The following is a 21,686-nucleotide window of genomic DNA, read 5'->3' on the forward strand; positions in this document are numbered from 1 at the left end:
ATGCTCGACATCAATGATCTGCACGCCAGTGTCGAAGGCCGTGAAATCCTGCGGGGCATCACACTGCGGGTTGAAGCGGGCGAGGTGCACGCGATCATGGGGCCGAACGGCTCTGGCAAAAGCACGCTGGCCCAGGTGCTCGCGGGCCTTGAGACCTACGAGGTCAGCGGCGAGGTGCTCTATGACGGCCAGGACTTGCTGGCCATGCCGCCGGAAGCACGCGCAGTCGCCGGTATCTTTCTCGCGTTTCAGTACCCGGTCGAGATTCCCGGCGTCGGCAACCTGTATTTCCTGCGCACGGCACTCAACGCTGTGCGCAAGCAGCGCGGGCTCGAAGAGCTCGATGCGCTGGATTTCCTCGAACTCGCCAAGGAGCGCATGGCGCTGGTCGAGATGGACCAGAGCTTCATGAACCGCTCGGTCAACGTCGACTTCTCGGGTGGCGAGAAGAAGCGCAACGAGATTTTCCAGATGGCGATTCTCGAACCCCGGCTGGCGATCCTCGACGAGACCGACTCGGGCCTCGACATCGACGCGCTGCGGATCGTCGCGGCGGGCGTCAACGCGCTGCGGAGCAAGGACCGCGCACTGCTGGTGATTACCCACTATCAACGACTGCTCGACTACATCGTCCCGGATCGCGTGCATGTCATGGCCAACGGCCGGATCGTCCAGTCTGGCGGCAAGGAGCTGGCCGTCGAGCTGGAAAAACACGGCTATGCGAGCTATGAGCAGGATCCGGCGCCCGGAGTCAGGCCATGAACACCACGGCGTTCCTTGCGCCGCTCACGCCCAGGACCGATGCCCGGCATCCTGCGTGGCTGCAAGCGTTGCGCAGCGCAGCGTTCCAGTGGGTGGCCGAACAAGGCTTTCCCACGGCCAAGGACGAGGCCTGGAAGCACACACGAGTCGCGCCGATCCTGAAGATCCCGTTCCAGCCGGCCGAACCGGGCGCGAGTCAGGACCTGTCTGCGGTCAACGTCGAACGACTCGCCGGCGACTACGGCGGTGTGCGGCTGGTCTTCGTCAATGGCCATTACGCCGCTGAGCTCTCGGTACTTGAAGGGCTACCCCCAGGCACTCAGGTGAGCCCTTTTGCGACCTTGTTGAACGCCGAAAACGGGGCGCTCGAAAGTCTGTTCGCACATGCGTTTCGCTCGCAGCCGCAGGCCTTTACGGCGCTGAATGCTGCGCTCGCCGAGGACGGGGCGTTGGTGCAGATACCCGCTCACACGACGGTCGAAGCACCGATCCACCTGGTGTTTTTCTCGGCTCCAGGCGCCACGCCACGGGTGACACAGCCACGCGTCCTGGTGCGGGTGGGGGCAGGGAGCCGGGCGATTCTGGTGGAAAGCCATGTTGGCAGCGCAGGTGAGGTCTACCTGAGCAATGCCGTCAGCGAGGTGGTACTCGAAGCGGAGGCTGTACTCGAACACTACACGCTGCAGAACGAGAGCACGGCTGCGTTCCATGTCGCGCTGCTCAGCGTGCGTCAGGCTCAGGGCAGTCACTTTGCTTCGCATTCCTTTGCACTCGGCGCGGCACTGGCACGGCAGGAAGTGCGGGTCATGCTCGAGGGCCTCGGCGCGGAGGTTGCCCTGAACGGTCTGTACCTGCCGCGAGGACAGCAGCACCTCGACAACCAGACGACCATCGAGCATCTGGCACCGCGCTGCACCAGCCGCGAACTCTATAAAGGTGTGATCGATGATCATGGGCATGGGATCTTTGACGGGCGGATCATCGTGCGCCCACATGCAATGAAGACCGATGCCAGCCAGACCAACAAGAACCTGTTGTTGTCGACGTCGGCCCAGGTCAACACCCAGCCACGGCTGGAGATCTTCGCCGATGACGTCAAATGCGCTCACGGTGCCGCCGTCGGCCAACTGGATGAGCAAGCTGTTTTCTACCTGCGCTCGCGAGGCGTTCCCTTGGCGGCGGCGCGGTCTTTACTGACTTTTGCGTTCGTCAGCGAGATGCTCGAACTGATTCAGCTGGAACCGCTGCGCGAGCATGTGGAACGACGGGTCGCCGCGCAGCTGCGTAGCCTGGAGGTGTCGGCATGAGTGACCTCGAAAACAGCCTTCAAGGACTATCGAAACCGCTTGATCTTGCGCCTGGCTACGACGTCGAACGCGTGCGCCAGGCGTTCCCGATCCTCACGGAGACGATCTACGGCAAACCGCTGATTTACCTCGACAACGCCGCCACCAGCCAGAAGCCGCAGGCGGTCATCGATGCCATGTCGCATTTCTTCCTGAAGGAGAACGCCAACGTACACCGTGGCGTGCACTACCTCTCGGTGCGCGCCACCGAGGAGTACGAGAAGGCTCGGGCCAAGGTCCAGGGCTTCCTCAATGCCGAGCATGTCGAGGAGATCGTCTTTGTTCGCGGCACGACTGAAGCGATCAATCTGGTGGCGCAAACCTATGGCAAGACTCAGCTCCGTGCAGGCGACGAGGTGCTGATTACTGCCATGGAGCACCACTCCAATATCGTGCCTTGGCAGATGCTCTGCGAACAGACTGGCGCCCGGCTACGGGTGGCGCCTATCAACGACGCTGGCGAACTGCTGCTCGATGAGCTGGAACGGCTGATCGGACCCAGAACCCGGCTGGTGGCCGTCACGCATGTCTCAAATGTGCTGGGCACCATCAATCCGATCCGGCGCATTGTCGAACTCGCCCACGCCCAAGGCGTACGCGTGCTGGTCGACGGTGCTCAGGCGGCTCCCCACCTCAAGGTCGACGTGCGGGCACTAGGCTGCGATTTCTACGCCTTGTCCGGCCACAAGATGTACGGCCCCACGGGCATCGGCGTGCTCTACGGCCGCCACGAGTTGCTCGAAAGCATGCCGCCTTATCAGGGCGGCGGCGACATGATCCTCTCGGTCAGCTTCGAGAAGACCGTCTACAACAAACCCCCGTACAAGTTTGAAGCGGGAACACCGAACATGGCCGGCGCTATCGGCCTCGGCGCAGCGATCGATTTTCTCGGTGAACTGGGACCAGAGGCGATTGCTGCTCACGAGCAGGCCGTGCAGGCCTACGCAACGAAGGCGCTGGCAGCGGTGCCCGGCCTCAGGCTGATCGGTACGGCAGCGGAGAAGGTCGGTGTTCTCTCGTTTGTCCTCGACGGGATCCATCCGCACGATATCGGCACCATCCTTGACCGCGAAGGGATCGCGATTCGCACCGGGCACCACTGTGCGCAGCCCTTGATGAACCGTTTCGGCGTGGCCGCCACCGCCCGCGCCTCACTTGGCTGCTACAGCACCGAGCTTGATATCGATGCGCTGGTGGCGGGGCTGGCCAAGGTTCAGGAGGTGTTCCGATGAGCCACGACGAACTGCGCGACCTCTACCAGGACGTGATCATCGACCACGGCAAGCGGCCGCGTAACTTCCGCCAGATAGAGGATGCTACCTGTACGGCGGAGGGTTTCAATCCGTTGTGCGGCGATGAGCTCAAGATTTACCTCAAGCTTGCGAACGGGGTGATCGAGGACATCAGTTTTCAGGGGGTTGGCTGCGCCATCTCCCAGGCCTCGGCATCTCTGATGACGCTGGCGGTGAAGGGCAAAAAACCGGAGGAGGCGCAGGCACTTTTTGCCCGCGTGCATACGTTGCTCACCGAAGGGCCAAACGCCCGGGTGACGCCCGCGGAACTCGGCAAACTCGCGGTGCTTTCAGGCGTTTGGGAGTTTCCGGTGCGGGTCAAGTGCGCCACTCTGGCCTGGCACACACTGCGTAGCGCCCTCGAAGGCGGCGCCTCGCAGGTCACGACGGAGTAATCAGCCATGGCAGCCACATTACCAATCCCCGGCATTCACCTCAGCAACTCGGCGCGAAAAGTCTTGCTCGATGCTCTGGCGGATGGGCACGTGCGCGGGGTGCGGCTGAAAATCGACGAGCACTTCGCGCATCAGTTTTTCTTCGAGCGCGCTGCCGAAGGAGATATCGCGGTCGAGGCAGACGGCATCACGCTGTTGCTCGATCCCGCGAGCGCGGAACGTGCCGATGGCTTGTCCATCGATTTCGAGTATGACCTGCATGGCGCCGGCTTCCACTTCGATAACCCGAATAAGCCGGGCTATCTGCAACCGGTCGAACTCACACGGGACTGCGTGGTGACGCTGATTCCCGGAGGGGAGCGACTGCAACTGGGGCGCGGCGAGCGGGTGGTGGTGACCCAGGCGCTCGGTGGCAGCTTCACGGTTCAAATCTCCAGGGGTCGGCTGGCGCGAATCGCCTCCGCTGACGCCGATGCGCTGGGCCAGGACGCTCACCCGCAAGGGCAACCTCAGGCAAGCGTGCAACCGGCGGTCAGCGGTGCCTTCGACATCCAGCAGGTGCTCGACATGTTGCGCACCGTCTACGACCCGGAGATTCCGGTCAATGTGGTCGATCTCGGGTTGATCTACCAATGTGAAGCCCGCTTGCTCGCCGACGGCGGCCAGCGAGTCGAGATCAAGATGTCGATGACCGCGCCCGGTTGCGGAATGGGCGACGTGCTGAAGGAAGAGGCGCGCAGCAAAGTCGAGACTATCCCTGGGGTCAGCGAGGTCGAGGTCGAGATCGTTTGGGACCCGCCTTGGGATCAAAGCCGCATGTCCGAGGCGGCGCGCTTGCAGTTGGGGCTGTTCTGAGGAACCCGGTGTGAGGAGCCAATCGTGAGCAATCGACTCGCCAAAGAAACTTCGCCCTATCTGCGGCAGCACGCAGAGAACCCTGTGGATTGGTATCCCTGGGGCGAGGAGGCGTTCCGCCGCGCGCGCGACGAGGACAAACCCATCCACCTGTCGCTGGGTTATGCCGCCTGCCACTGGTGTCACGTGATGGCGCATGAGTCGTTCGAGAACCCCGAGACCGCGCGCCTGATGAACGAGCGTTTCATCAACATCAAAGTCGACCGCCAGGAACGGCCTGACCTCGACGACATCTATCAAACAGTCGTACAAATGATGGGGCAGGGCGGTGGCTGGCCGCTAACAGTGTTCTTGACTGCGCAGCGCGAGCCGTTCTTCGGCGGCACTTACTTCCCGCCAGACGACGGTTATGGCAGGCCAGGCTTCACTCAACTCCTGCTCGGTCTGAGCGACGCCTGGCAAAACAACCGCGCGGCGCTGCAACAGAACGTCGAGCAGTTCCTTCAGGGGTATCGCACGCTGGAGGCGTCAATGCTGGAAGGCGATACTCCGCTGGAGCAAGACCAACCGGCGGCCGCAGCCCGATTGTTTGCCCGAAGCACCGACCCTGTACACGGTGGCCTGGGCAACGCACCGAAGTTTCCCAACCCGGCCTGCCATGATCTCGTCCTGCGTCTCTATCAGCGTCTACGTGAACCCGATTTGCTGAGTTCTGTGGAGCTGACTCTTGATCGCATGGCCGCCGGTGGGCTCTACGATCACCTGGGCGGCGGCTTTGCTCGTTACTGCGTGGATGAACGCTGGGCCGTGCCCCACTTCGAAAAAATGCTCTACGACAACGGCCAGCTCGTGAAGCTCTATGCCGACTGCTATCGCGAGACCGGCAATCCTGCCTGGCGGCGCGTGTTCGAGGAGACGATCGACTACATCCTGCGTGACATGACCCACCCTGAAGGTGGTTTTTACGCCAGTGAGGACGCTGACAGCGAGGGTGAAGAAGGCAAGTTCTATGTGTGGACACCCGCTCAGGTGCAAGCCGTGCTCGGCGACCCGGATGCCGCGCTGGCCTGTCGGGCCTACGGCATCACCGCTGTTGGCAACTTCGAGCATGCCAGCACAGTGCTGCACCGCGCAGTCGATCTGGACGCGGCGCAGGAAGTACAACTGGCGGGGCTGCGCGACAGGTTATTGCTGGCACGTACCCAACGTATTCGTCCGGGTCGCGACGAGAACATCCTCACCAGCTGGAACGCGCTAATGATCCAGGGCCTCTGCGCCGCCTACCAGGCGACCGGAACCACAACCCACCTGAATGCCGCGAGGCGCGCCGCCGATTTTATTCTGGACCGACTCTTGACCTCCGAGGGTCGTCTGTACCGGGCCTGGCGGGAGGGCGTGGCGAAGGTTCCAGGCTTCCTCGAAGACTATGCTTTCCTTGCCAACGCCTTGATCGATCTCTACGAGTGCGACTTCGAAAAACGCTATTTCGAACGCGCCACGCAACTGGTTGAGGTGATCCTCGATAAGTTCTGGGAGGACGGACTCTACTTCACGCCCAGCGATGGCGAGCCGCTGGTGCACAGGCCTCGGGCGCCACACGACAGTGCCTGGCCGTCGGGAACCTCGGCTTGCGTGTTCGCTTTCTTGCGACTCTTTGAACTGACCGGCCGCGAGCTTTACCGCGAGCGTGCCGAGCAGGTATTGACGATGTACCGCGCCGCAGCCGCGCAGAATCCCTTCGGTTTCGCCCATCTACTGGCGGCGCAGGACTGGGTACAGCGTGGCCCGATCAGCATCGTGATTGCCGGCGAGCGTTCCGCCGCCAGCGACTTGGTCACTAGCCTGCAGCGCCGCTACCTGCCGGCGCGCGTCCTGGCCTTTGCCGAGGATGTGCCCATCGGCGCGGGCCGGCATGCGCTCGCGGGGCAAACCAGCGCCTATGTGTGCCGAAACCACACGTGCGAACCCCCGGTAACCAGCGCCAAGGAACTTGTAGAGCGCTGTCTGAAGTGAAGGGCCAGAACTGAATCGAACCGTCAACGCGAGGAGGTAAAGATGGACAGCAAGAGCGATCACAACCCGTACACGTACCAACGCCTCAAACATCTATACCCTGATTACTTCAGTGCCATGGAGGCCTTGGGTACAGCGGCGCATCATGCCGGGCCGCTGGACGAGAAAACCGTCCAGTTGATTCAGCTCGGTGCCGCGGCGGCGATCCGCTCGGAGGGCGCAGTGCACAGTCATACCCGACGAGCGCTGGCAGCCGGGGCGACGACTGAGGAGATCCATCACACACTGATCGCACTGACCAGCACCATCGGTTTCCCGACCGTCATTGCGGCCATGAGCTGGGTGGACGATGTGACCGGGAAAGGCGGCAATGGCATGCCTGAGTCAACGGTCCTGTAGCGGTTGCCCCAGTGACACTAGGGCGATCAGGGCTCAACTGTCTCTGTGGGCTCCGTTTACTGGCAGGCGACTGCCCAGGCGATAGCGTGAGGAGGGATGAACCAAGCGCACGTAAGTGACGATCTTGCCCTGACTCCAGGTCCGACGCATGAGGACCAGGCAGGGTTCGTTGGCATCGATTTGCATGTGCTTGCTTTCATCGCTGCTGGGGTGGCTGGCTTCGACGATATGTTCCATTTCATCGGGTCTGATGACCTGCAACAGGTATCTGGCCGGTTGCAGGTGTTCGCCAAAGTCTTGCTGCAGAAATTCCGGTACCAACTCGGGATTGACGTAGCGATCCTCGAGTTGCACCGGTACACCTTCTTCGCAATGCACACAGATCAGATGAAAAACCGAAGAGCCGGTGGCCAGCGCCAGGGCGGCGGCCACCGGCATCGAGGCGGCCTCGCGTCCCAGATGCAGGACGCGACACGTGTAGCTATGACCCCGGGCGACGATCTCGTCGGCGATGTTGGTGATTCGCAGCAGGTTCGATTGCGGTTTGCTTTCCGCCACGAAGGTCCCGACGCCCGAGATCCGCACCAGATGACCTTCTTCGGTCAGTTCGCGCAATGCCCGATTGACGGTCATGCGCGACATGCCCAGCTCCTGCACCAAACGGTTCTCTGACGGGATCAGGTCGCCGGGCTTCCAGACGCCCGCGCGAAGCTGGCTCTGCACAAAGTCCTTCGCGCGCCGATAGAGGGCTTGCGGTGCATTTTTGATCATCAGTCGGTCCGCGTCTCTTGTACGGCAAGTACTCTTGCCAGGGCTTTGAGGAAAAGGTCGTTATCCTCACAGCTTCCGATGGATACCCGCAAGTACTGAGTGTGACCGACTTCGCGCCAGGGCTTGATGATCACCCCCTCGCGTAGCAGCGCCTGATTGATGATTTCGGCAGGCCATGGGGTGCTGAAGTACAGGAAATTGGCCATCGACGGCGCGGTCGCCAGGCCTTGTTCCTGCAGAGCGGCCACCAGACGCCGGCGTTCGCTGGCAACATGGGAAAGACAGGCCTGTAGATGTTCGTCGTCGGCCAGCGCCGCAACCGCTGCGGCCTGGGCTACGCGGTTGACGTTGAAGGGCGTACGCAGACGGTTGATCAGATCAGCCAGTAGCGGATCGCTGACGATGCCGTAGCCGACTCGCAACCCCGCCAGGGAAAAGGCCTTGGAGAAGGTCCGCAGCAAGATGAATGGCTTGCCGCTGGCCTGAATCAAGCCCAGGCAATCCGGATAATCGGCCTCGAATCGGGCGTATTCGTAATAGGCTTCGTCGAACACCAGCAAACAGTGCGCGGGCAATGCGTCGAGCAATTGCTGCAACTCATCGGCGCTGAGGGTGCAGCCGACGGGATTGGATGGGCAGGAGAACATCAGCAGACGAGTGCGCGGGGTGAGCGCAGCGATCATCGCCGGCACGTCGAAGGTCCCGTCGGCCGTCATCGGTACGCCCACCACTCGGGCACCGGCGGCCATTGGATAAATGAAGTGCAAGCCAAAGGACGGTACCACTGTGACGACTTCATCGTCGTGGTCCAAAAACACTCGACTGATGATGCTCAGCAGATCTTCCGAGCCATTGCCGAAGACCAATTGATCACCTGGTACGCCGAGTTTTTTCGAGAGGGCGGCGCGTAATATCTGGCAACTGGCATCCGGGTACAGCGCAATTTCATCACAGGCCTGGGCCGTGGCGGCCGTCACGGCGGGGGCCGGGCCCATCGGGTTTTCATTGCTGCCCAGTTTTGCGACGCGGGTCAGGCCGAAGCGCTGGCGCACCGCATCCGAGCCGAGGCCGGCGTTATAGCTGGCAAGGTCGCGCACTTCGGCGCGGGCTAACAGATTCAAGTCGTTGGCATTCATACTGGGCTGATCTCTTGGGTGTCTTGCCAGAAGGCGTTGCGGTCCAGGTAGTTCTGCAGGAACTGCTGCAGACGCGGCTGTTCGGCGTTGTGAAAAATTTCGCGGGGCGTGCCATGAGCAACCACCTGGCCCTGATCGAGAAACACCACCGAGTCGGCAACCTGGGCGGCGAAGCCCATCTCGTGGGTGACCACCACCATGGTCATGCCTTCCCTGGCCAGGGTCTTCATGACCTGCAGCACTTCGCCGACCAGTTCCGGGTCGAGGGCAGACGTGGGTTCATCGAACAGCATGATGTGCGGCTCCATCGCCAATGCCCGGGCAATCGCCACGCGCTGTTGCTGACCACCGGACAGCTGCGCCGGATAGGCCGCGGCCTTGTGGGCCAAGCCGACTTTATCGAGCATCGCCATGGCCCGTTGCCGAGCGTCATCGGCAGACAGCTTGCGCACGCGCAACAAGGCTTCACTGACATTGCCGAGGGCGGTCATGTGCGGCCACAGGTTGAACTGCTGGAAGACCATGCCGACATTGCGCCGCACCCGATTGATTTGCGACTGCGTCGCGCGCTTGCGGCCTTTGCCGTTTTCCGGCACCCAGCCAAGCAATTGACCCTCGATGTAAATTTCGCCCTCGTCGTATTCTTCGAGGAACGCCATGCTGCGTAGCAGGGTGCTTTTGCCCGAGCCGGAGGGGCCGATCAGGCACACCACTTCAGAATGCCGGACCTGCAAGTCGATACCCTTGAGTACGCGCAGAGTGCCGAAGCTCTTGCCGACGTTGTGCAGCGTGAGCATCGGCTCGCGGTTGTCGGAGAGTGCCTTGGGAGTCTTCATCGCTTCACCTGATTGTTTCAATACGGATGAGTGTGGCGGGACTGCTGGCGTCGAAGTGACGGGGTTCGCGCGCAGGTCCGTAGCGGTGGGGAGGAGGTTGTTCATCGCGGTTGCTTCTGCATGAAACGCCCGACGCGTAGTTCCAGCAGCATGCCCAGCCGGGAACAGGCTTCCACCAGCAGCAGGTAGCCAATGCACAGCACCAGCAGGGTTTCGACAAAGGCGAAGGTTTCCGAGCCGATGCCGGTCAGGACCATGGTCAGTTCGGGGATGGTGATGATCGATAGCACGGCGGTTTCCTTGCACAGAATAGTCACCAGGTTGACCAACGCTGGCAGGATGATCACCAGCATTTGCGGGATCTGGATGCGGGTGATGCATTGCAGACGGCTGATGCCCAGGCAGTCGGCGGCTTCCAGTTGCCCGCGGGCTACCGATTCAAAACCGGTGCGGAAAATTTCGGCGAAGTACACGCTGCCATAAATGCCCAAACCGAGAATACCGGCCGGTATCGGGTCCAGGCTCAGACCGAAAGACGGGCCGCCGTAATACACCAGGAACAACTGGACCAGAAACGGCGTACTTCGAATCATCTCGATGAACATCCGCAACGGCGCGCGAACCAGGCTGTTGCCGAACAGCTGGGCGACGGCAATCAACAGCCCCAACAGCAGACCCAGCGCTACACCCGAAGACCAGGTGCCGAGGGTGACCATGAAGCCTTCACCGATGTCGCCGAGGTGGTCGGTGATGATCGTGGGGTCAAAGATCATGCGGTGCGCTCCTTCAGATGGCGTTCCAGCAGGCCGCCAAAAAACGCCAGCGGAATGTTGATCAGGCAATAGAAGCCGGCCAGCATCAGGTAGTCCTGAACGAACAGGTAGTCACTGGCCGCAATGTTCTGCGCCGTGCGGGTCAGGTCGGCCAGGCCCACCACCGACACCAGCGAGGAGGCCTTGATCAGCAGGATCATTTCATTGACCAGTGCCGGCAGGGTCAGGCGCACGGCTTGAGGGACACGGATGCGCACCAGCATTTGCCCTGAACTCAGCCCCAGCAGCCCGGCGGCTTCCAGCTGACCGCCGGGGATGGCAAGAAAGCCACCGCGCATGATTTCAGCGATGTACGCTCCCGCCGCCAGGGACAGGCCGATCACCGCCGCCACCATGGGCGAGACGTTGGGCAGGCCGATACGCGGCAGGAAGTAATAGATGAACAGCAATTGCACCAGCAGCGGAATGCCGCGGAACACGAAGATATAAGCGCCACCCAAGCGCCTCAACAACGGCAAGGGCGAAAGACGTAAGCTGCCGACGATAACGCCGATGACAAAGCCGATGGCCAACGCCGAGACGGAAATCTCGAGGGTCACCAGCAGGCTGCCCAACAGCAGCGGCAGGTTTTGCAGCAGTAAAGGCCAATCGAACATCGTCGTGCCTCCAGCATGGATAAATCACCGGCTCGGCTGAGCCGGCGATCCGTTCATCGAATCCGCGAACCCGGTTTACCAGGTCGGGTCGAAGTCAGCTTTTGGCACGTCCATTTCGGTTCCCAGCCATTTCTTCTGCAGGGCGGCGAGACGACCGTCATCGTGCATTTTCAACATGGCGGTATCGAGGGCGGCAATCAGGCTATTGGCGTCGTCATCCTTGCGTCCCAGGTAGGCGAAGTAGGATTTCTTGCCGAACGGAGGCATGACCACTTTGTACTTGTCCGGATGCTGGGCGGCGACGTAGGAAATGTTCGGCAGCGAGTTGGCGACGGCAACGATGCGTTTGGTCCCAAGCTCTGCGTAGGCCTGGTTGTTGTCGATGTATTCCCGGACATCGACTTTCTTCGGCAGGGTGGAGGAGAAGGTTTTCAGTTCTTCGAGCTGCGCCGAACCCTTGCCGGCGCCCACGGCTTTGCCAGCGATGTCTTCGGGTTTATTGATGGGACTGTCCTTGGCGCGGACCAGCAAGGCCACTGTTGCCTCGGCGATCGGCATCACGAAGTGATAACGCTCCTTACGCGCCTTGGTGACGATAATGGGGCCTGCGACCATGTCGAATTTCTTCGCTTCAAGCCCCGGCAACACACTTGGCCATGGCAAGTCCATGAACCTGACCTTGACCCCCAGCTCTTTGCCCAGTTGCTCGAACAGCTCGGCGTTCAGGCCTTTCTGTTTACCGTTCTCGGTAAAGTCGAAAGGTGCAAATTGCAGCTCGGTACCAACCACCAGCTCACCGGCCTTTTTCACATCGGCGAGCTGATCGGCCTGGGCCGCCATACAGGCGCCCGCCAGGGTCAGTGCGATGCACAGACCGTTGATTTTTTTACTGAACAGAGAATCGAGTTGCATGGTGTAACTCCTTCATCAGGTGCAGCGAGGCTTATGGTGTGTGTTGGATCTAGTTATGTGTTGCAGGTGATTCATGACCGCTGCAGCAGTTAACGTGCCAATGCGGTATATACAGCTTCAATTCGAATTCAGCCGAGGATTTTCCCCGGATTGAGAATGCCTTTGGGGTCGAAGCAATCCTTCAGTTGCTGCATCGCCTGGCGAGCTTCAAGGCTGACCGAGTGATGGAGAAATTCGCGCTTGAGCAGGCCGATGCCATGTTCGGCCGAGACCGAGCCGCCCAGTTCGCCGACAGCGCTATAGACCAGCTCCTCGACTTCAAGGATGGGCGCGGGCTGGGGCAAGGAGGCGCAGTCGACGGTCAGGTGCAGGTTGCTGTCACCGATGTGGCCGAAGTACACGCTGTGGTTGCCCGGCCAGCGTTGCTCAAGGCGCTGGCGACAGCGTTCGGCAAAGTCGCCGATCAGGCCGATGGGCAGGCTGACGTCGAAGTTCAACGGGGTCATGCGCAGGGGGAATTCGCCGGTCGCTTCACGGATCTTCCAGAGCGCGCGGGCCTGGGTCTCGGAGCTGGCGAGGACTGCATCAACCACTTCACCGGCGCCAAAGGCCTCTTCCAGCGTCTGCTCAAGAGACTCCCGAGAGCTGGCGGACTCGAGCAAGACATACAACGGGTAATCCAGCGAGATCGGCGCGGCGGTGTTTTCCAGCCAACTGACTCCCAGGCGGAAGAAGTCCTGCCACATCAGCTCATACGCCTGCGGAGTACCAACACTGCGCTGCACCCGCCGCAGCAGGCTGACCGCGCTGGCGTAATCGGGCAGGGCGCAGAGCAGGGTGGTGGTTTCGCCGGGTGTCGGCGCCAGTTTCAATACCGCACGGGTGATCACCCCAAGGGTGCCTTCGCTGCCGATGAAGCACTGTTTCAGGTCATAACCGCAGTTGTTCTTGATCATCTTGTTGAGCAGATTGAGGACCCGGCCATCGGCCAGGACCACCTCCAGCCCGAGTACCAGATCACGGGTCATGCCGTAGCGAATCACGGCATTGCCGCCGGCATTGGTGGCGATGTTGCCGCCAATCTGGCACGAGCCACGGGCGCCGAGGTCCAGCGGGAATACAAAGCCCGCATCGACAACCGCCTGCTGGATTTCCTCAAGAGTAGTGCCGGCCCAGACGCTGATGGTCGCCGCCGCCGGGTCGATTTCTTCGATGCCGCGCAGGCGCTCGAGGGACAGGGCAATGTCTGTTTCACGAGGCACTGCGCCACCGGCCAGCCCGGTCATCCCGCCTTGGGGAACCACCGATTGCTGTGCGTCATTGCAGATCCGCAAGGCGCTCGCGACCTGCTCCGTGGTACGCGGCAGCAACAGCGCGGCAGGGCAGGCCGGCGCATGGCCAGTCCAGTCGCTGTAGTGCCGTTGACTGATATCGGCGCCCGTTAGTACCGCGGCATCGCCCAGTGCCTGGCGCAACTGTTCGAGGGTCTGTTGCAGATCGTTCATCGGTTCAACTCACGGTGAAGGTGGTGGTAGGCGTCGCGCTCAACGGGTGACGGTCGACACTCCATACAAAGTAGCGCGCCCAAGCAAAACCGCATCGGTAGCGAGCTCTGTGCTCGACGATAATCGGGGTCTGAAAAAAAAGCGGCGCATAGCATTTCCCCTCGGCTACGGAAGAATCAGTGTTCGCCGCAGCAGCGCAGCAGCGCAGCAGCGCCGCGGCGAACGGGTTCGGCTCAGGTGTACAGATCAGGATCAGGCGTACAGGCGTTCGACAGGCAACCAGCGAGTGAACGCTGCGTTTTCGACCCAGGCCCGTGCAGCAGCGATGTCGGGTGCGAAATAGCGGTCTTCATCGTAATGCGCGACTTCGCGGCGAATCATCGTCAGCACTTCGCCGAGTTTTTCCGAGGTCTGCAAAGGCGCATGCAAGTCCACGCCTTGAGCGGCGCCCAGCAGTTCGATGGCGACGACTGCGCTGCTGTTACCGGCCATGTCCAGCAAACGACGTGCCGCAAAGGTCGCCATCGAGACGTGGTCTTCCTGATTGGCCGAAGTCGGCAGGCTATCCACCGACGCTGGATGCGCGAGGGTCTTGTTCTCTGATGCGAGAGCGGCAGCGGTGACCTGAGCGATCATGAAACCGGAGTTCAGGCCGCCTTCGCGCACCAAAAAGGCCGGCAGGCCCGACAGTGCCGGATCAACCAGTTGGGCGATCCTGCGCTCTGACAGCGCACCGATTTCTGAAATGGCCAGGGCCAGCACATCGGCGGCCATGGCGACCGGTTCGGCGTGGAAGTTACCGCCGGAGAGCACGTCGCCGTCGGCGCAGAACACCAGCGGGTTATCCGAGACGGCGTTGGCTTCACGCAGAAACACCCCGGCAGCGAAGCGCATGTGGTCAAGGCAGGCGCCCATGACCTGAGGCTGGCAGCGCAGCGAGTAAGGGTCCTGCACCCGGTCGCAGTCACGATGGGATTCGCGAATCTCGCTGGTGGCCAACAGTTCACGGTAGAACGATGCCACGTCGATTTGCCCCGGTTGTCCGCGAACTGCCTGGATCCGTGGGTCAAACGGCACGTCCGAGCCTTTCAACGCTTCAACGCTCAGGCTGCCAGCGACCACCGCAGCGCTGAACAGTTTTTCGCAGGCAAACAGACCACGCAAGGCCAGCGCCGTCGAAACCTGGGTGCCGTTGATCAGCGCCAGACCTTCCTTCGGGCCCAGTACCAGCGGTTCCAGGCCGGCAATCGCCAGGCCTTCGACGGCATCCATTTCACGCCCTTCATGACGCACCCGGCCGACACCGATCAGCACCGCGGACATATGCGCCAACGGCGCCAGATCGCCCGAAGCGCCGACCGACCCTTGCGACGGTATGCAGGGATAAACCCTGGCGGCATAAAGCTTGCTCAGGGCCTGAATGACTTCCCAGCGTATCCCGGAAAAACCACGGGCAAGGGAGCCGACCTTGAGCGCCATGATCAGGCCGACACTGGCGTCATCCAGCAATGGGCCGGTGCCAGTGCAGTGCGACAGCAGCAGGTTGCGCTGCAGCCTGGCCAGTGATTCGGTGGGAATGGAGGTCCGTGCCAGCAGGCCGAACCCGGTGTTGATGCCGTACACCGTGCGCTGGTTGGCGATAATTTCGTCTACCGTACGAGTACTGGCGTTGACCACGTCGCGAGCGGTCGGGTCCAGTTCGAAAGGGCTTTGCAACTGGTAAATGGCGCGCAGTTGATCGAGCGAGAGTTGGCCGGGTTTGAGCTGCAGCGGTGCGTACATAGAGAGTGTCCTGAGGTCAGGGTGGCGGGAAATAGGGCAGCTATATGTTCCTGTATATACAGGTAGAGCAATATGCAGGCCATAATTTCGAATTCGCTCGCCAACCAGCATTCCAGACGCTGTTTACCCAAGACGAAGAGGCAATCGCGGGCGCCTTTTTTTTTCAGGCCTGTCACCAAAGGTTGCACCAAGTGGGGGCTCTCTGCACCCGGCTGGGGCGAATGGAAACCGGTAGGTAACAGCTCGCTGGCGGTTTTGTACCGTTATCAAAAAGGGATGTTCGCTTTGGTCTGAGGCTTGCCGGTGATTGCCTGGCGGAGCGGCACAGTAAGTGCTTTAACCTGTATATACCGGTTTACAGTTTACTGACGAAACCCTTCATCCCACCCTTGCATGCACGATGCACCCAGGAATGAACATGACCTCTAGCGCCAATCTGCCCTTGATCGATATGTCCGGTGTCCGCGAAGGTGATCAGGCGAGTATTCGTCGTGCCGGTGACGCCATTCGAAAAGCCTGTAGCGAAACCGGGTTCTTCTACATCATCAACCACGGCGTGCCGCAAACGGTGATCGACAAAGCCATGTCGGCTGCCGGGCAGTTCTTTGCCTATCCGGTCGAGGTCAAACGTCAGGTCGCGGTGAACAAGCGCCATCGAGGCTGGCATGCGCTGGGTGGGGCGACCATGTATGAAGCGACCAAGCCCGATCACAAGGAGTTCTTCAGTATGGGGCTGGAGCTGGCGGAGGATGATCCTTGCGTCCTCGCCGGTGAGGCTCTGCGTGGACCGAACCAGTGGCCGGCATTCATGCCGCAGCTGCGTGAGGCATTGACTGAGTACTATGCGGAAATCGGCAAGGCTGGGGCGGACCTGCTGAGGGTGGTGGCGGTGGGGTTGGGTATCGAAGAAGATTTCTTCGCGGATAAATACACCAAACCCCTGCAGCGCACGCAGATGGTCTATTACCCGCCACAACCGCCGCAGGCAGAAGCTGACCAGTTCGGTGTGGCCCCTCACACCGATTACGGCTGCATCACCTTGCTCTATCAAGACAACAGCGGTGGTTTGCAGGTGCGCGAACTGGGCTCCAATCGCTGGATCGAGGCCACGCCGATTCCGGGCAGTCTTGTAGTGAACGTCGGAGACCTGTTGGCACATTGGTCAAACAATCGTTTTCGTTCGACCCTGCACCGGGTGATCAACTCTTCAGGCCATGAGCGCTACTCCATCGCGACATTCTACGACCCGACCTATAACGCCAGAGTCGATCCCTGTGATTTGGGTATCGACCCGGCACTCAGCCTGTACCCGCCGGTGGCTGCGGGCGACTACATTCTTAAACGTATCGACGATTCGATGGCCTATCGCAAAAAAAACCAGTGACCGGGCCATTGGGCATCTGAATTGACCGGCCACCCAAGGAAGTAAGCGGAGCAGGGCGCATGCCCCGCCGACGATCGGGTTTCGTTACATCCCTTGAAATCTTGACTAAAGTTTCAACTATGTGTGGCCGTATCGCAGCCACCGTGATCGTCCAGGATTTTCCGGCCAAACTCCGGGTAACTTAACCTGATCAGGAGTGCACGATGGACCTCAACCGTCGTCAGTTCTTCAAGGTCGCCGCTATCGGCCTTGGAGGCTCCAGTCTGGCTGCGCTGGGCATGGCCCCGGCGCCTGCCTTCGCCGAACAAGTACGCCACTTCAAGCTGGCCCATACCCGTGAAACCCGCAATACCTGCCCCTACTGTTCGGTGGGTTGCGGCTTGATCATGTATAGCCAGGGCGATGCGGCCAAGAACGTCACCCAGAGCATCATTCACATCGAAGGGGACGCCGACCACCCGGTCAATCGCGGCACGCTGTGCCCCAAAGGCGCAGGCCTGCTGGACTTCGTCCATAGCCCCAGCCGGCTGCACTATCCGCAGGTGCGCAAGCCGGGCAGCAAAGAATGGACGCGGGTCTCCTGGGATGAAGCGCTGGATCGCATCGCTGACCTGATGAAGGCCGATCGCGACGCCAATTTCATCGAGAAGAACGCCCTGGGCCAGACGGTCAACCGTTGGCTTTCGGTGGGTTTTCTCGCCGCCTCGGCGTCCTCCAACGAAGCCGGTTACATGACTCACAAGGTCGTTCGCAGTCTGGGCATGCTGGGGTTCGATAACCAGGCACGTGTCTGACATGGCCCGACGGTGGCAAGTCTTGCCCCAACGTATGGCCGAGGTGCGATGACCAACCACTGGACCGATATCGCCAACGCGAATCTGGTTCTGGTCATGGGCGGTAATGCCGCCGAAGCCCACCCCTGTGGTTTTAAATGGGTGACCGAAGCCAAAGCGCACAACCAGGCGCGGCTGATCGTGATCGATCCGCGCTTCACCCGTACCGCCTCGGTGGCCGACTATTACGCACCGATCCGCACCGGCACCGACATCGCCTTCATGGGCGGTCTGATCAACTATTTGCTCACTGAAAACAAAATCCAGCACGAGTATGTGCATGCCTATACGGACGTGTCGTTCATCGTCAAGGAAGGCTTCGGCTTCGAGGACGGGCTGTTTACCGGCTACGATGCGACCAAGCGCACCTACAGCGACAAATCCAGTTGGGGCTATGAAATCGGCGAGGACGGTTTCGCCAAAGTCGATCCGTCCCTGTTACACCCGCGTTGCGTCTACCAACTGATGAAGCAGCACTACAGCCGCTACACCCTGGAGCTGACCAGCCAGATCTGCGGCATGCCGCAAGACGCCATGCAGAAAATCTGGGAAGAGATCGCCACCTGCTCGCAACCGGGCAAGACCATGACGATCCTCTATGCATTGGGCTGGACCCAGCATTCGACCGGCTCGCAGATGATTCGCAGCGCGGCCATGGTGCAGTTGCTGCTAGGCAACGTCGGTATGCCGGGCGGGGGCGTCAATGCGCTGCGCGGGCACTCCAACATCCAGGGCCTGACCGACCTTGGGTTGCTGTCGAACCTGCTGCCCGGCTACCTGACCCTGCCGGGCGACGCCGAGCAGGACTACGACACCTACATCGCCAAGCGTGCGCTCAAACCACTTCGGCCCGGACAGCTGTCCTACTGGCAGAACTACGGCAAGTTCCATGTCAGCCTGATGAAGGCCTGGTACGGCGCCAACGCCACCGCCGACAACCACTGGGGCTACGACTGGCTGCCCAAGCTCGACATCCCCGGCTACGACATATTGAAAGTGTTCGACATGATGTCCAACGGGCAGGTCAACGGTTACGTCTGTCAGGGCTTCAATCCCATCGCCGCGTTGCCCGACAAGAACCGCGTGATGGCCGCGCTGGCCAAACTCAAATGGCTGGTGGTGATGGACCCGCTAGCCACCGAGACCTCGGAGTTCTGGCGCAATGTCGGGCCTTACAACGATGTCGAAACGGCCAGCATCCAGACCGAAGTCATCCGCCTGCCCACCACTTGCTTCGCCGAAGAGGACGGCTCACTGGTCAATAGCGGCCGCTGGCTGCAATGGCACTGGAAGGGCGCCGACGGCCCGGGGCAAGCACGCACCGACATCAAGATCATGAGCGAACTGTTCATCCGTTTGCGTCAGCGCTACCAGGCCAACGGCGGTGCCTTCGCCGAGCCTATTCTCAAGCTCAGTTGGCCCTACAAGGTGCCCGATGATCCGACGCCGGAAGAGATCGCCAAAGAGTTCAACGGCTACGCGATTGCCGATGTCACCGACGCCACGGGAACGACGCTTAAGGCCGGGCAGCAGTTGTCCGGTTTCGCCCAACTCAAGGACGATGGCAGCACGGCGTCGGGCTGCTGGATTTTCTGCGGCAGCTGGACCGAGCAGGGCAACCAGATGGCTCGCCGCGACAACAGCGACCCCTTCGGGATGAAGCAGAACCTGGGATGGGCGTGGGCCTGGCCGATGAACCGGCGCATTCTCTACAACCGCGCCTCGGCCGACCCGAAGGGCCAGCCCTGGGATCCGAAAAAGCGCCTGGTGTGGTGGAATGGCAAGGCCTGGGGCGGCACCGACGTGCCCGACTACAAAGCCGATGTGCCGCCGGAAGCCGGCATGAACCCGTTCATCATGAACCCCGAAGGGGTGGCGCGTTTCTTCGCCCTCGACAAGATGAACGAAGGGCCATTTCCGGAGCATTACGAACCGTTCGAAACCCCCATCGGCATCAACCCGCTGCACCCCGGCAACAAGAAGGCGACCAGCAACCCGGCCGGACGCATCTTCGATTCCGTTTGGGATTCGCTGGGGACGGCGAAGGACTTCCCCTATGCCGCCACCAGCTACCGTCTGACCGAGCACTTCCACTTCTGGACCAAGCATTGCCCGATCAATGCCGTGACCCAGCCCGAGCAGTTCGTCGAGATTGGTGAAGCGTTGGCCAAGGAGAAGGGCATTGCCGCAGGTGACCGGGTGCGGGTCAGCTCCAAGCGTGGGCATATCGAGGCGGTGGCGGTGGTGACCAAACGGATCCGTCCACTGCAGGTCAACAACCAGACCGTGCACCAGATTGGCATCCCATTGCACTGGGGCTTCACCGGGGCAACCCGGCATGGCTACCTGACAAACACCCTGGTGCCGTTTCTCGGTGACGGCAATACACAGACCCCGGAATCCAAGTCATTCCTGGTCAATGTGGAGAAAATCTGATGGCCAACCAAGACATCATTGCCCGTTCGGCCACCACCACCTTGCCGCCCTCGGTACGTCAACAGGAGGAAGTCGCCAAGCTGATCGACACCACCAAATGCATCGGTTGCAAGGCCTGTCAGGTGGCCTGTTCGGAATGGAATGAATTACGCGACGAGGTCGGTCACAACCATGGAACCTACGACAACCCTCAGGACCTCAGCGCCGAGACCTGGACGCTGATGCGTTTCACCGAGCACGAAACCGACACCGGCAACCTCGAATGGTTGATCCGCAAGGATGGCTGTATGCATTGCGCCGAACCTGGCTGCCTCGCGGCGTGCCCAAGTCCGGGGGCAATCATCAAGCACGCCAATGGCATCGTCGACTTCGATCAGGACCATTGCATCGGCTGCGGCTATTGCATCACCGGCTGCCCCTTCAACATTCCACGTATTTCGCAGAAAGACCACAAGGCCTACAAGTGCACGCTGTGCTCGGACCGCGTGGCGGTAGGGCTGGAACCGGCCTGCGTCAAGACCTGCCCGACCGGAGCCATCGTGTTCGGCAGCAAGGAGGACATGAAAGAGCATGCCGCCGAACGTATCGTTGACCTCAAGTCACGGGGCTTCGACAACGCCGGTCTCTACGACCCCGCCGGAGTCGGCGGCACCCACGTGATGTACGTCCTGCACCACGCCGACCAGCCTTCGTTGTACGCCGGCTTGCCGAATCAGCCGGTCATCAGCCCATTGGTAGGGCTGTGGAAAGGCGTGAGCAAACCCCTGGCGTTGTTGGCCATGGGAGCCGCGGTGCTGGCGGGCTTCTTCCATTACGTGCGCATCGGCCCGCAGCGCGTCGAGGAAGACGAACACCCGCCCGGCAAGGACCTCAGCGTGCATGAGGTCGACCCGACCGTGCATGTCTATGACCCGAACACGCCTGGATCGCCGGAGGGAAAACGACCATGAACGACAAAACGATCCAGCGCTACAGCGCCAACGAACGCACCAACCACTGGTTGGTGGCGATTCTGTTCTTGATGGCGGCCCTGTCGGGGCTGGCACTGTTCCACCCGTCGCTGTTCTGGCTCAGCCAGCTATTCGGCGGCGGGCCCTGGACGCGCATCCTGCATCCTTTCATGGGCGTGCTGATGTTCGTGTTTTTCCTCGGGCTGGTGATCCGCTTCTGGCGGGCCAATTTTTTCATTGCCAACGACCGCCTGTGGCTCAAACGGATCGACCGGGTGATACGTAACGAGGAGGAGGGCGTGCCGCCGATCGGCAAATACAACCCCGGGCAGAAGCTGCTGTTCTGGACCCTGCTGGCCTGCATGCTGGTGCTGCTGTTTAGCGGAGTGGTGATCTGGCGGGTCTATTTCAGCCAATACTTCGGTATCACCTCGATTCGCCTGGCGATGCTGTTGCATGCCCTGGCGGCTTTCGTGCTGGTGTTGAGCATCATCGTGCACATCTATGCCGGCATCTGGATCAAGGGCTCGGTCAGCGCGATGTTGCATGGCTGGGTCAGCCGCGCCTGGGCGAAAAAACACCATGCGCTCTGGTACCGCGAGGTGACGCGCGACGAGCCACCCGACCGCCCGATCAGCAAAAAAGGATGA

Annotated in this window: 19 protein-coding genes; 11 read left to right on the forward strand and 8 right to left on the reverse strand. The window is 61.0% G+C overall.

Annotated elements, in window-relative coordinates; genetic code table 11:
- Genes sufC through BK659_RS08455 form a run of 7 tightly spaced genes read left to right on the forward strand, consistent with a single transcriptional unit; the run spans position 1 to position 7,062 of the window.
- Positions 1–762 (forward strand): Fe-S cluster assembly ATPase SufC, encoded by a 762-nt coding sequence (sufC, locus tag BK659_RS08425; RefSeq protein ID WP_123424616.1) that lies wholly within the window; start codon positions 1–3, stop codon positions 760–762.
- Positions 759–2,069, forward strand: coding sequence for a Fe-S cluster assembly protein SufD (gene sufD / locus BK659_RS08430; protein ID WP_123424617.1), 1,311 nt, complete (start codon positions 759–761; stop codon positions 2,067–2,069). The genes sufC and sufD overlap by 4 nt, the downstream gene beginning before the upstream one ends.
- Complete coding sequence (locus tag BK659_RS08435) at positions 2,066–3,340, forward strand: cysteine desulfurase (protein WP_123424618.1); 1,275 nt, start codon at positions 2,066–2,068, stop codon at positions 3,338–3,340. The genes sufD and BK659_RS08435 overlap by 4 nt, the downstream gene beginning before the upstream one ends.
- Positions 3,337–3,795: a Fe-S cluster assembly sulfur transfer protein SufU gene (gene sufU, locus BK659_RS08440; RefSeq protein ID WP_123424619.1), complete on the forward strand. Its 459-nt coding sequence runs from the start codon at positions 3,337–3,339 to the stop codon at positions 3,793–3,795. Before BK659_RS08435 ends, sufU begins: the two co-directional genes overlap by 4 nt.
- A 6-nt stretch (positions 3,796–3,801) precedes the next feature.
- On the forward strand, positions 3,802–4,650 hold the full coding sequence (gene sufT, locus BK659_RS08445) for a putative Fe-S cluster assembly protein SufT (protein ID WP_221178144.1): 849 nt from the start codon (positions 3,802–3,804) through the stop codon (positions 4,648–4,650).
- A gap of 24 nt (positions 4,651–4,674) precedes the next feature.
- Positions 4,675–6,663: a thioredoxin domain-containing protein gene (locus tag BK659_RS08450; RefSeq protein ID WP_123424620.1), complete on the forward strand. Its 1,989-nt coding sequence runs from the start codon at positions 4,675–4,677 to the stop codon at positions 6,661–6,663.
- A 42-nt stretch (positions 6,664–6,705) separates the two neighbouring features.
- On the forward strand, positions 6,706–7,062 hold the full coding sequence (locus tag BK659_RS08455) for a carboxymuconolactone decarboxylase family protein (RefSeq protein WP_123424621.1): 357 nt from the start codon (positions 6,706–6,708) through the stop codon (positions 7,060–7,062).
- Positions 7,063–7,095: 33 nt separating this feature from the next.
- Here the strand turns inward: BK659_RS08455 and hutC are convergent, their stop codons facing one another.
- The 8 genes from hutC to hutH all read right to left on the reverse strand — a co-directional run bounded on the left by hutC (position 7,096) and on the right by hutH (position 15,433).
- Positions 7,096–7,833: a histidine utilization repressor gene (gene hutC / locus BK659_RS08460; RefSeq protein WP_123424622.1), complete on the reverse strand. Its 738-nt coding sequence runs from the start codon at positions 7,831–7,833 to the stop codon at positions 7,096–7,098.
- Positions 7,833–8,969: a histidinol-phosphate transaminase gene (hisC, locus tag BK659_RS08465; protein ID WP_123424623.1), complete on the reverse strand. Its 1,137-nt coding sequence runs from the start codon at positions 8,967–8,969 to the stop codon at positions 7,833–7,835. The genes hutC and hisC overlap by 1 nt, the downstream gene beginning before the upstream one ends.
- On the reverse strand, positions 8,966–9,805 hold the full coding sequence (locus BK659_RS08470) for an amino acid ABC transporter ATP-binding protein (RefSeq protein WP_123424624.1): 840 nt from the start codon (positions 9,803–9,805) through the stop codon (positions 8,966–8,968). The genes hisC and BK659_RS08470 overlap by 4 nt, the downstream gene beginning before the upstream one ends.
- 101 nt (positions 9,806–9,906) lie before the next feature.
- Complete coding sequence (locus BK659_RS08475) at positions 9,907–10,578, reverse strand: amino acid ABC transporter permease (RefSeq protein ID WP_123424625.1); 672 nt, start codon at positions 10,576–10,578, stop codon at positions 9,907–9,909.
- Entirely contained in the window at positions 10,575–11,234 is a 660-nt protein-coding gene (locus tag BK659_RS08480) for an amino acid ABC transporter permease (protein ID WP_123424626.1), read from the reverse strand. Before BK659_RS08480 ends, BK659_RS08475 begins: the two co-directional genes overlap by 4 nt.
- Before the next feature lie 75 nt (positions 11,235–11,309).
- A complete protein-coding gene (locus tag BK659_RS08485; protein ID WP_123424627.1) occupies positions 11,310–12,146 on the reverse strand; it encodes a transporter substrate-binding domain-containing protein in 837 nt (278 codons plus the stop codon).
- A gap of 128 nt (positions 12,147–12,274) precedes the next feature.
- Positions 12,275–13,651 (reverse strand): FAD-binding oxidoreductase, encoded by a 1,377-nt coding sequence (locus BK659_RS08490; protein WP_123424628.1) that lies wholly within the window; start codon positions 13,649–13,651, stop codon positions 12,275–12,277.
- A 252-nt stretch (positions 13,652–13,903) separates the two neighbouring features.
- Complete coding sequence (hutH, locus tag BK659_RS08495) at positions 13,904–15,433, reverse strand: histidine ammonia-lyase (protein ID WP_123424629.1); 1,530 nt, start codon at positions 15,431–15,433, stop codon at positions 13,904–13,906.
- Positions 15,434–15,851: 418 nt separating this feature from the next.
- Here hutH and BK659_RS08505 point away from each other — a divergent pair, with 418 nt between their 5' ends.
- The 4 genes from BK659_RS08505 to BK659_RS08525 all read left to right on the forward strand — a co-directional run bounded on the left by BK659_RS08505 (position 15,852) and on the right by BK659_RS08525 (position 21,686).
- Positions 15,852–16,817: an isopenicillin N synthase family dioxygenase gene (locus BK659_RS08505; protein ID WP_123424631.1), complete on the forward strand. Its 966-nt coding sequence runs from the start codon at positions 15,852–15,854 to the stop codon at positions 16,815–16,817.
- Positions 16,818–17,020: 203 nt separating this feature from the next.
- Entirely contained in the window at positions 17,021–20,086 is a 3,066-nt protein-coding gene (fdnG, locus tag BK659_RS08515; protein ID WP_148050423.1) for a formate dehydrogenase-N subunit alpha, read from the forward strand.
- Positions 20,086–21,036 carry a formate dehydrogenase subunit beta gene (gene fdxH / locus BK659_RS08520; protein WP_123424634.1) on the forward strand — a complete coding sequence of 317 codons (951 nt, stop codon included), beginning with the start codon at positions 20,086–20,088 and terminating at the stop codon, positions 21,034–21,036. Before fdnG ends, fdxH begins: the two co-directional genes overlap by 1 nt.
- The gene (locus tag BK659_RS08525) at positions 21,033–21,686 is read left to right on the forward strand and encodes a formate dehydrogenase subunit gamma (RefSeq protein WP_123424635.1); all 654 of its coding nucleotides are present in this window, start codon (positions 21,033–21,035) and stop codon (positions 21,684–21,686) included. The genes fdxH and BK659_RS08525 overlap by 4 nt, the downstream gene beginning before the upstream one ends.

The organism is Pseudomonas brassicacearum, assembly GCF_003732225.1.
In the GTDB taxonomy this organism is placed as follows: Bacteria; Pseudomonadota; Gammaproteobacteria; order Pseudomonadales; family Pseudomonadaceae; genus Aquipseudomonas; species Aquipseudomonas brassicacearum_E.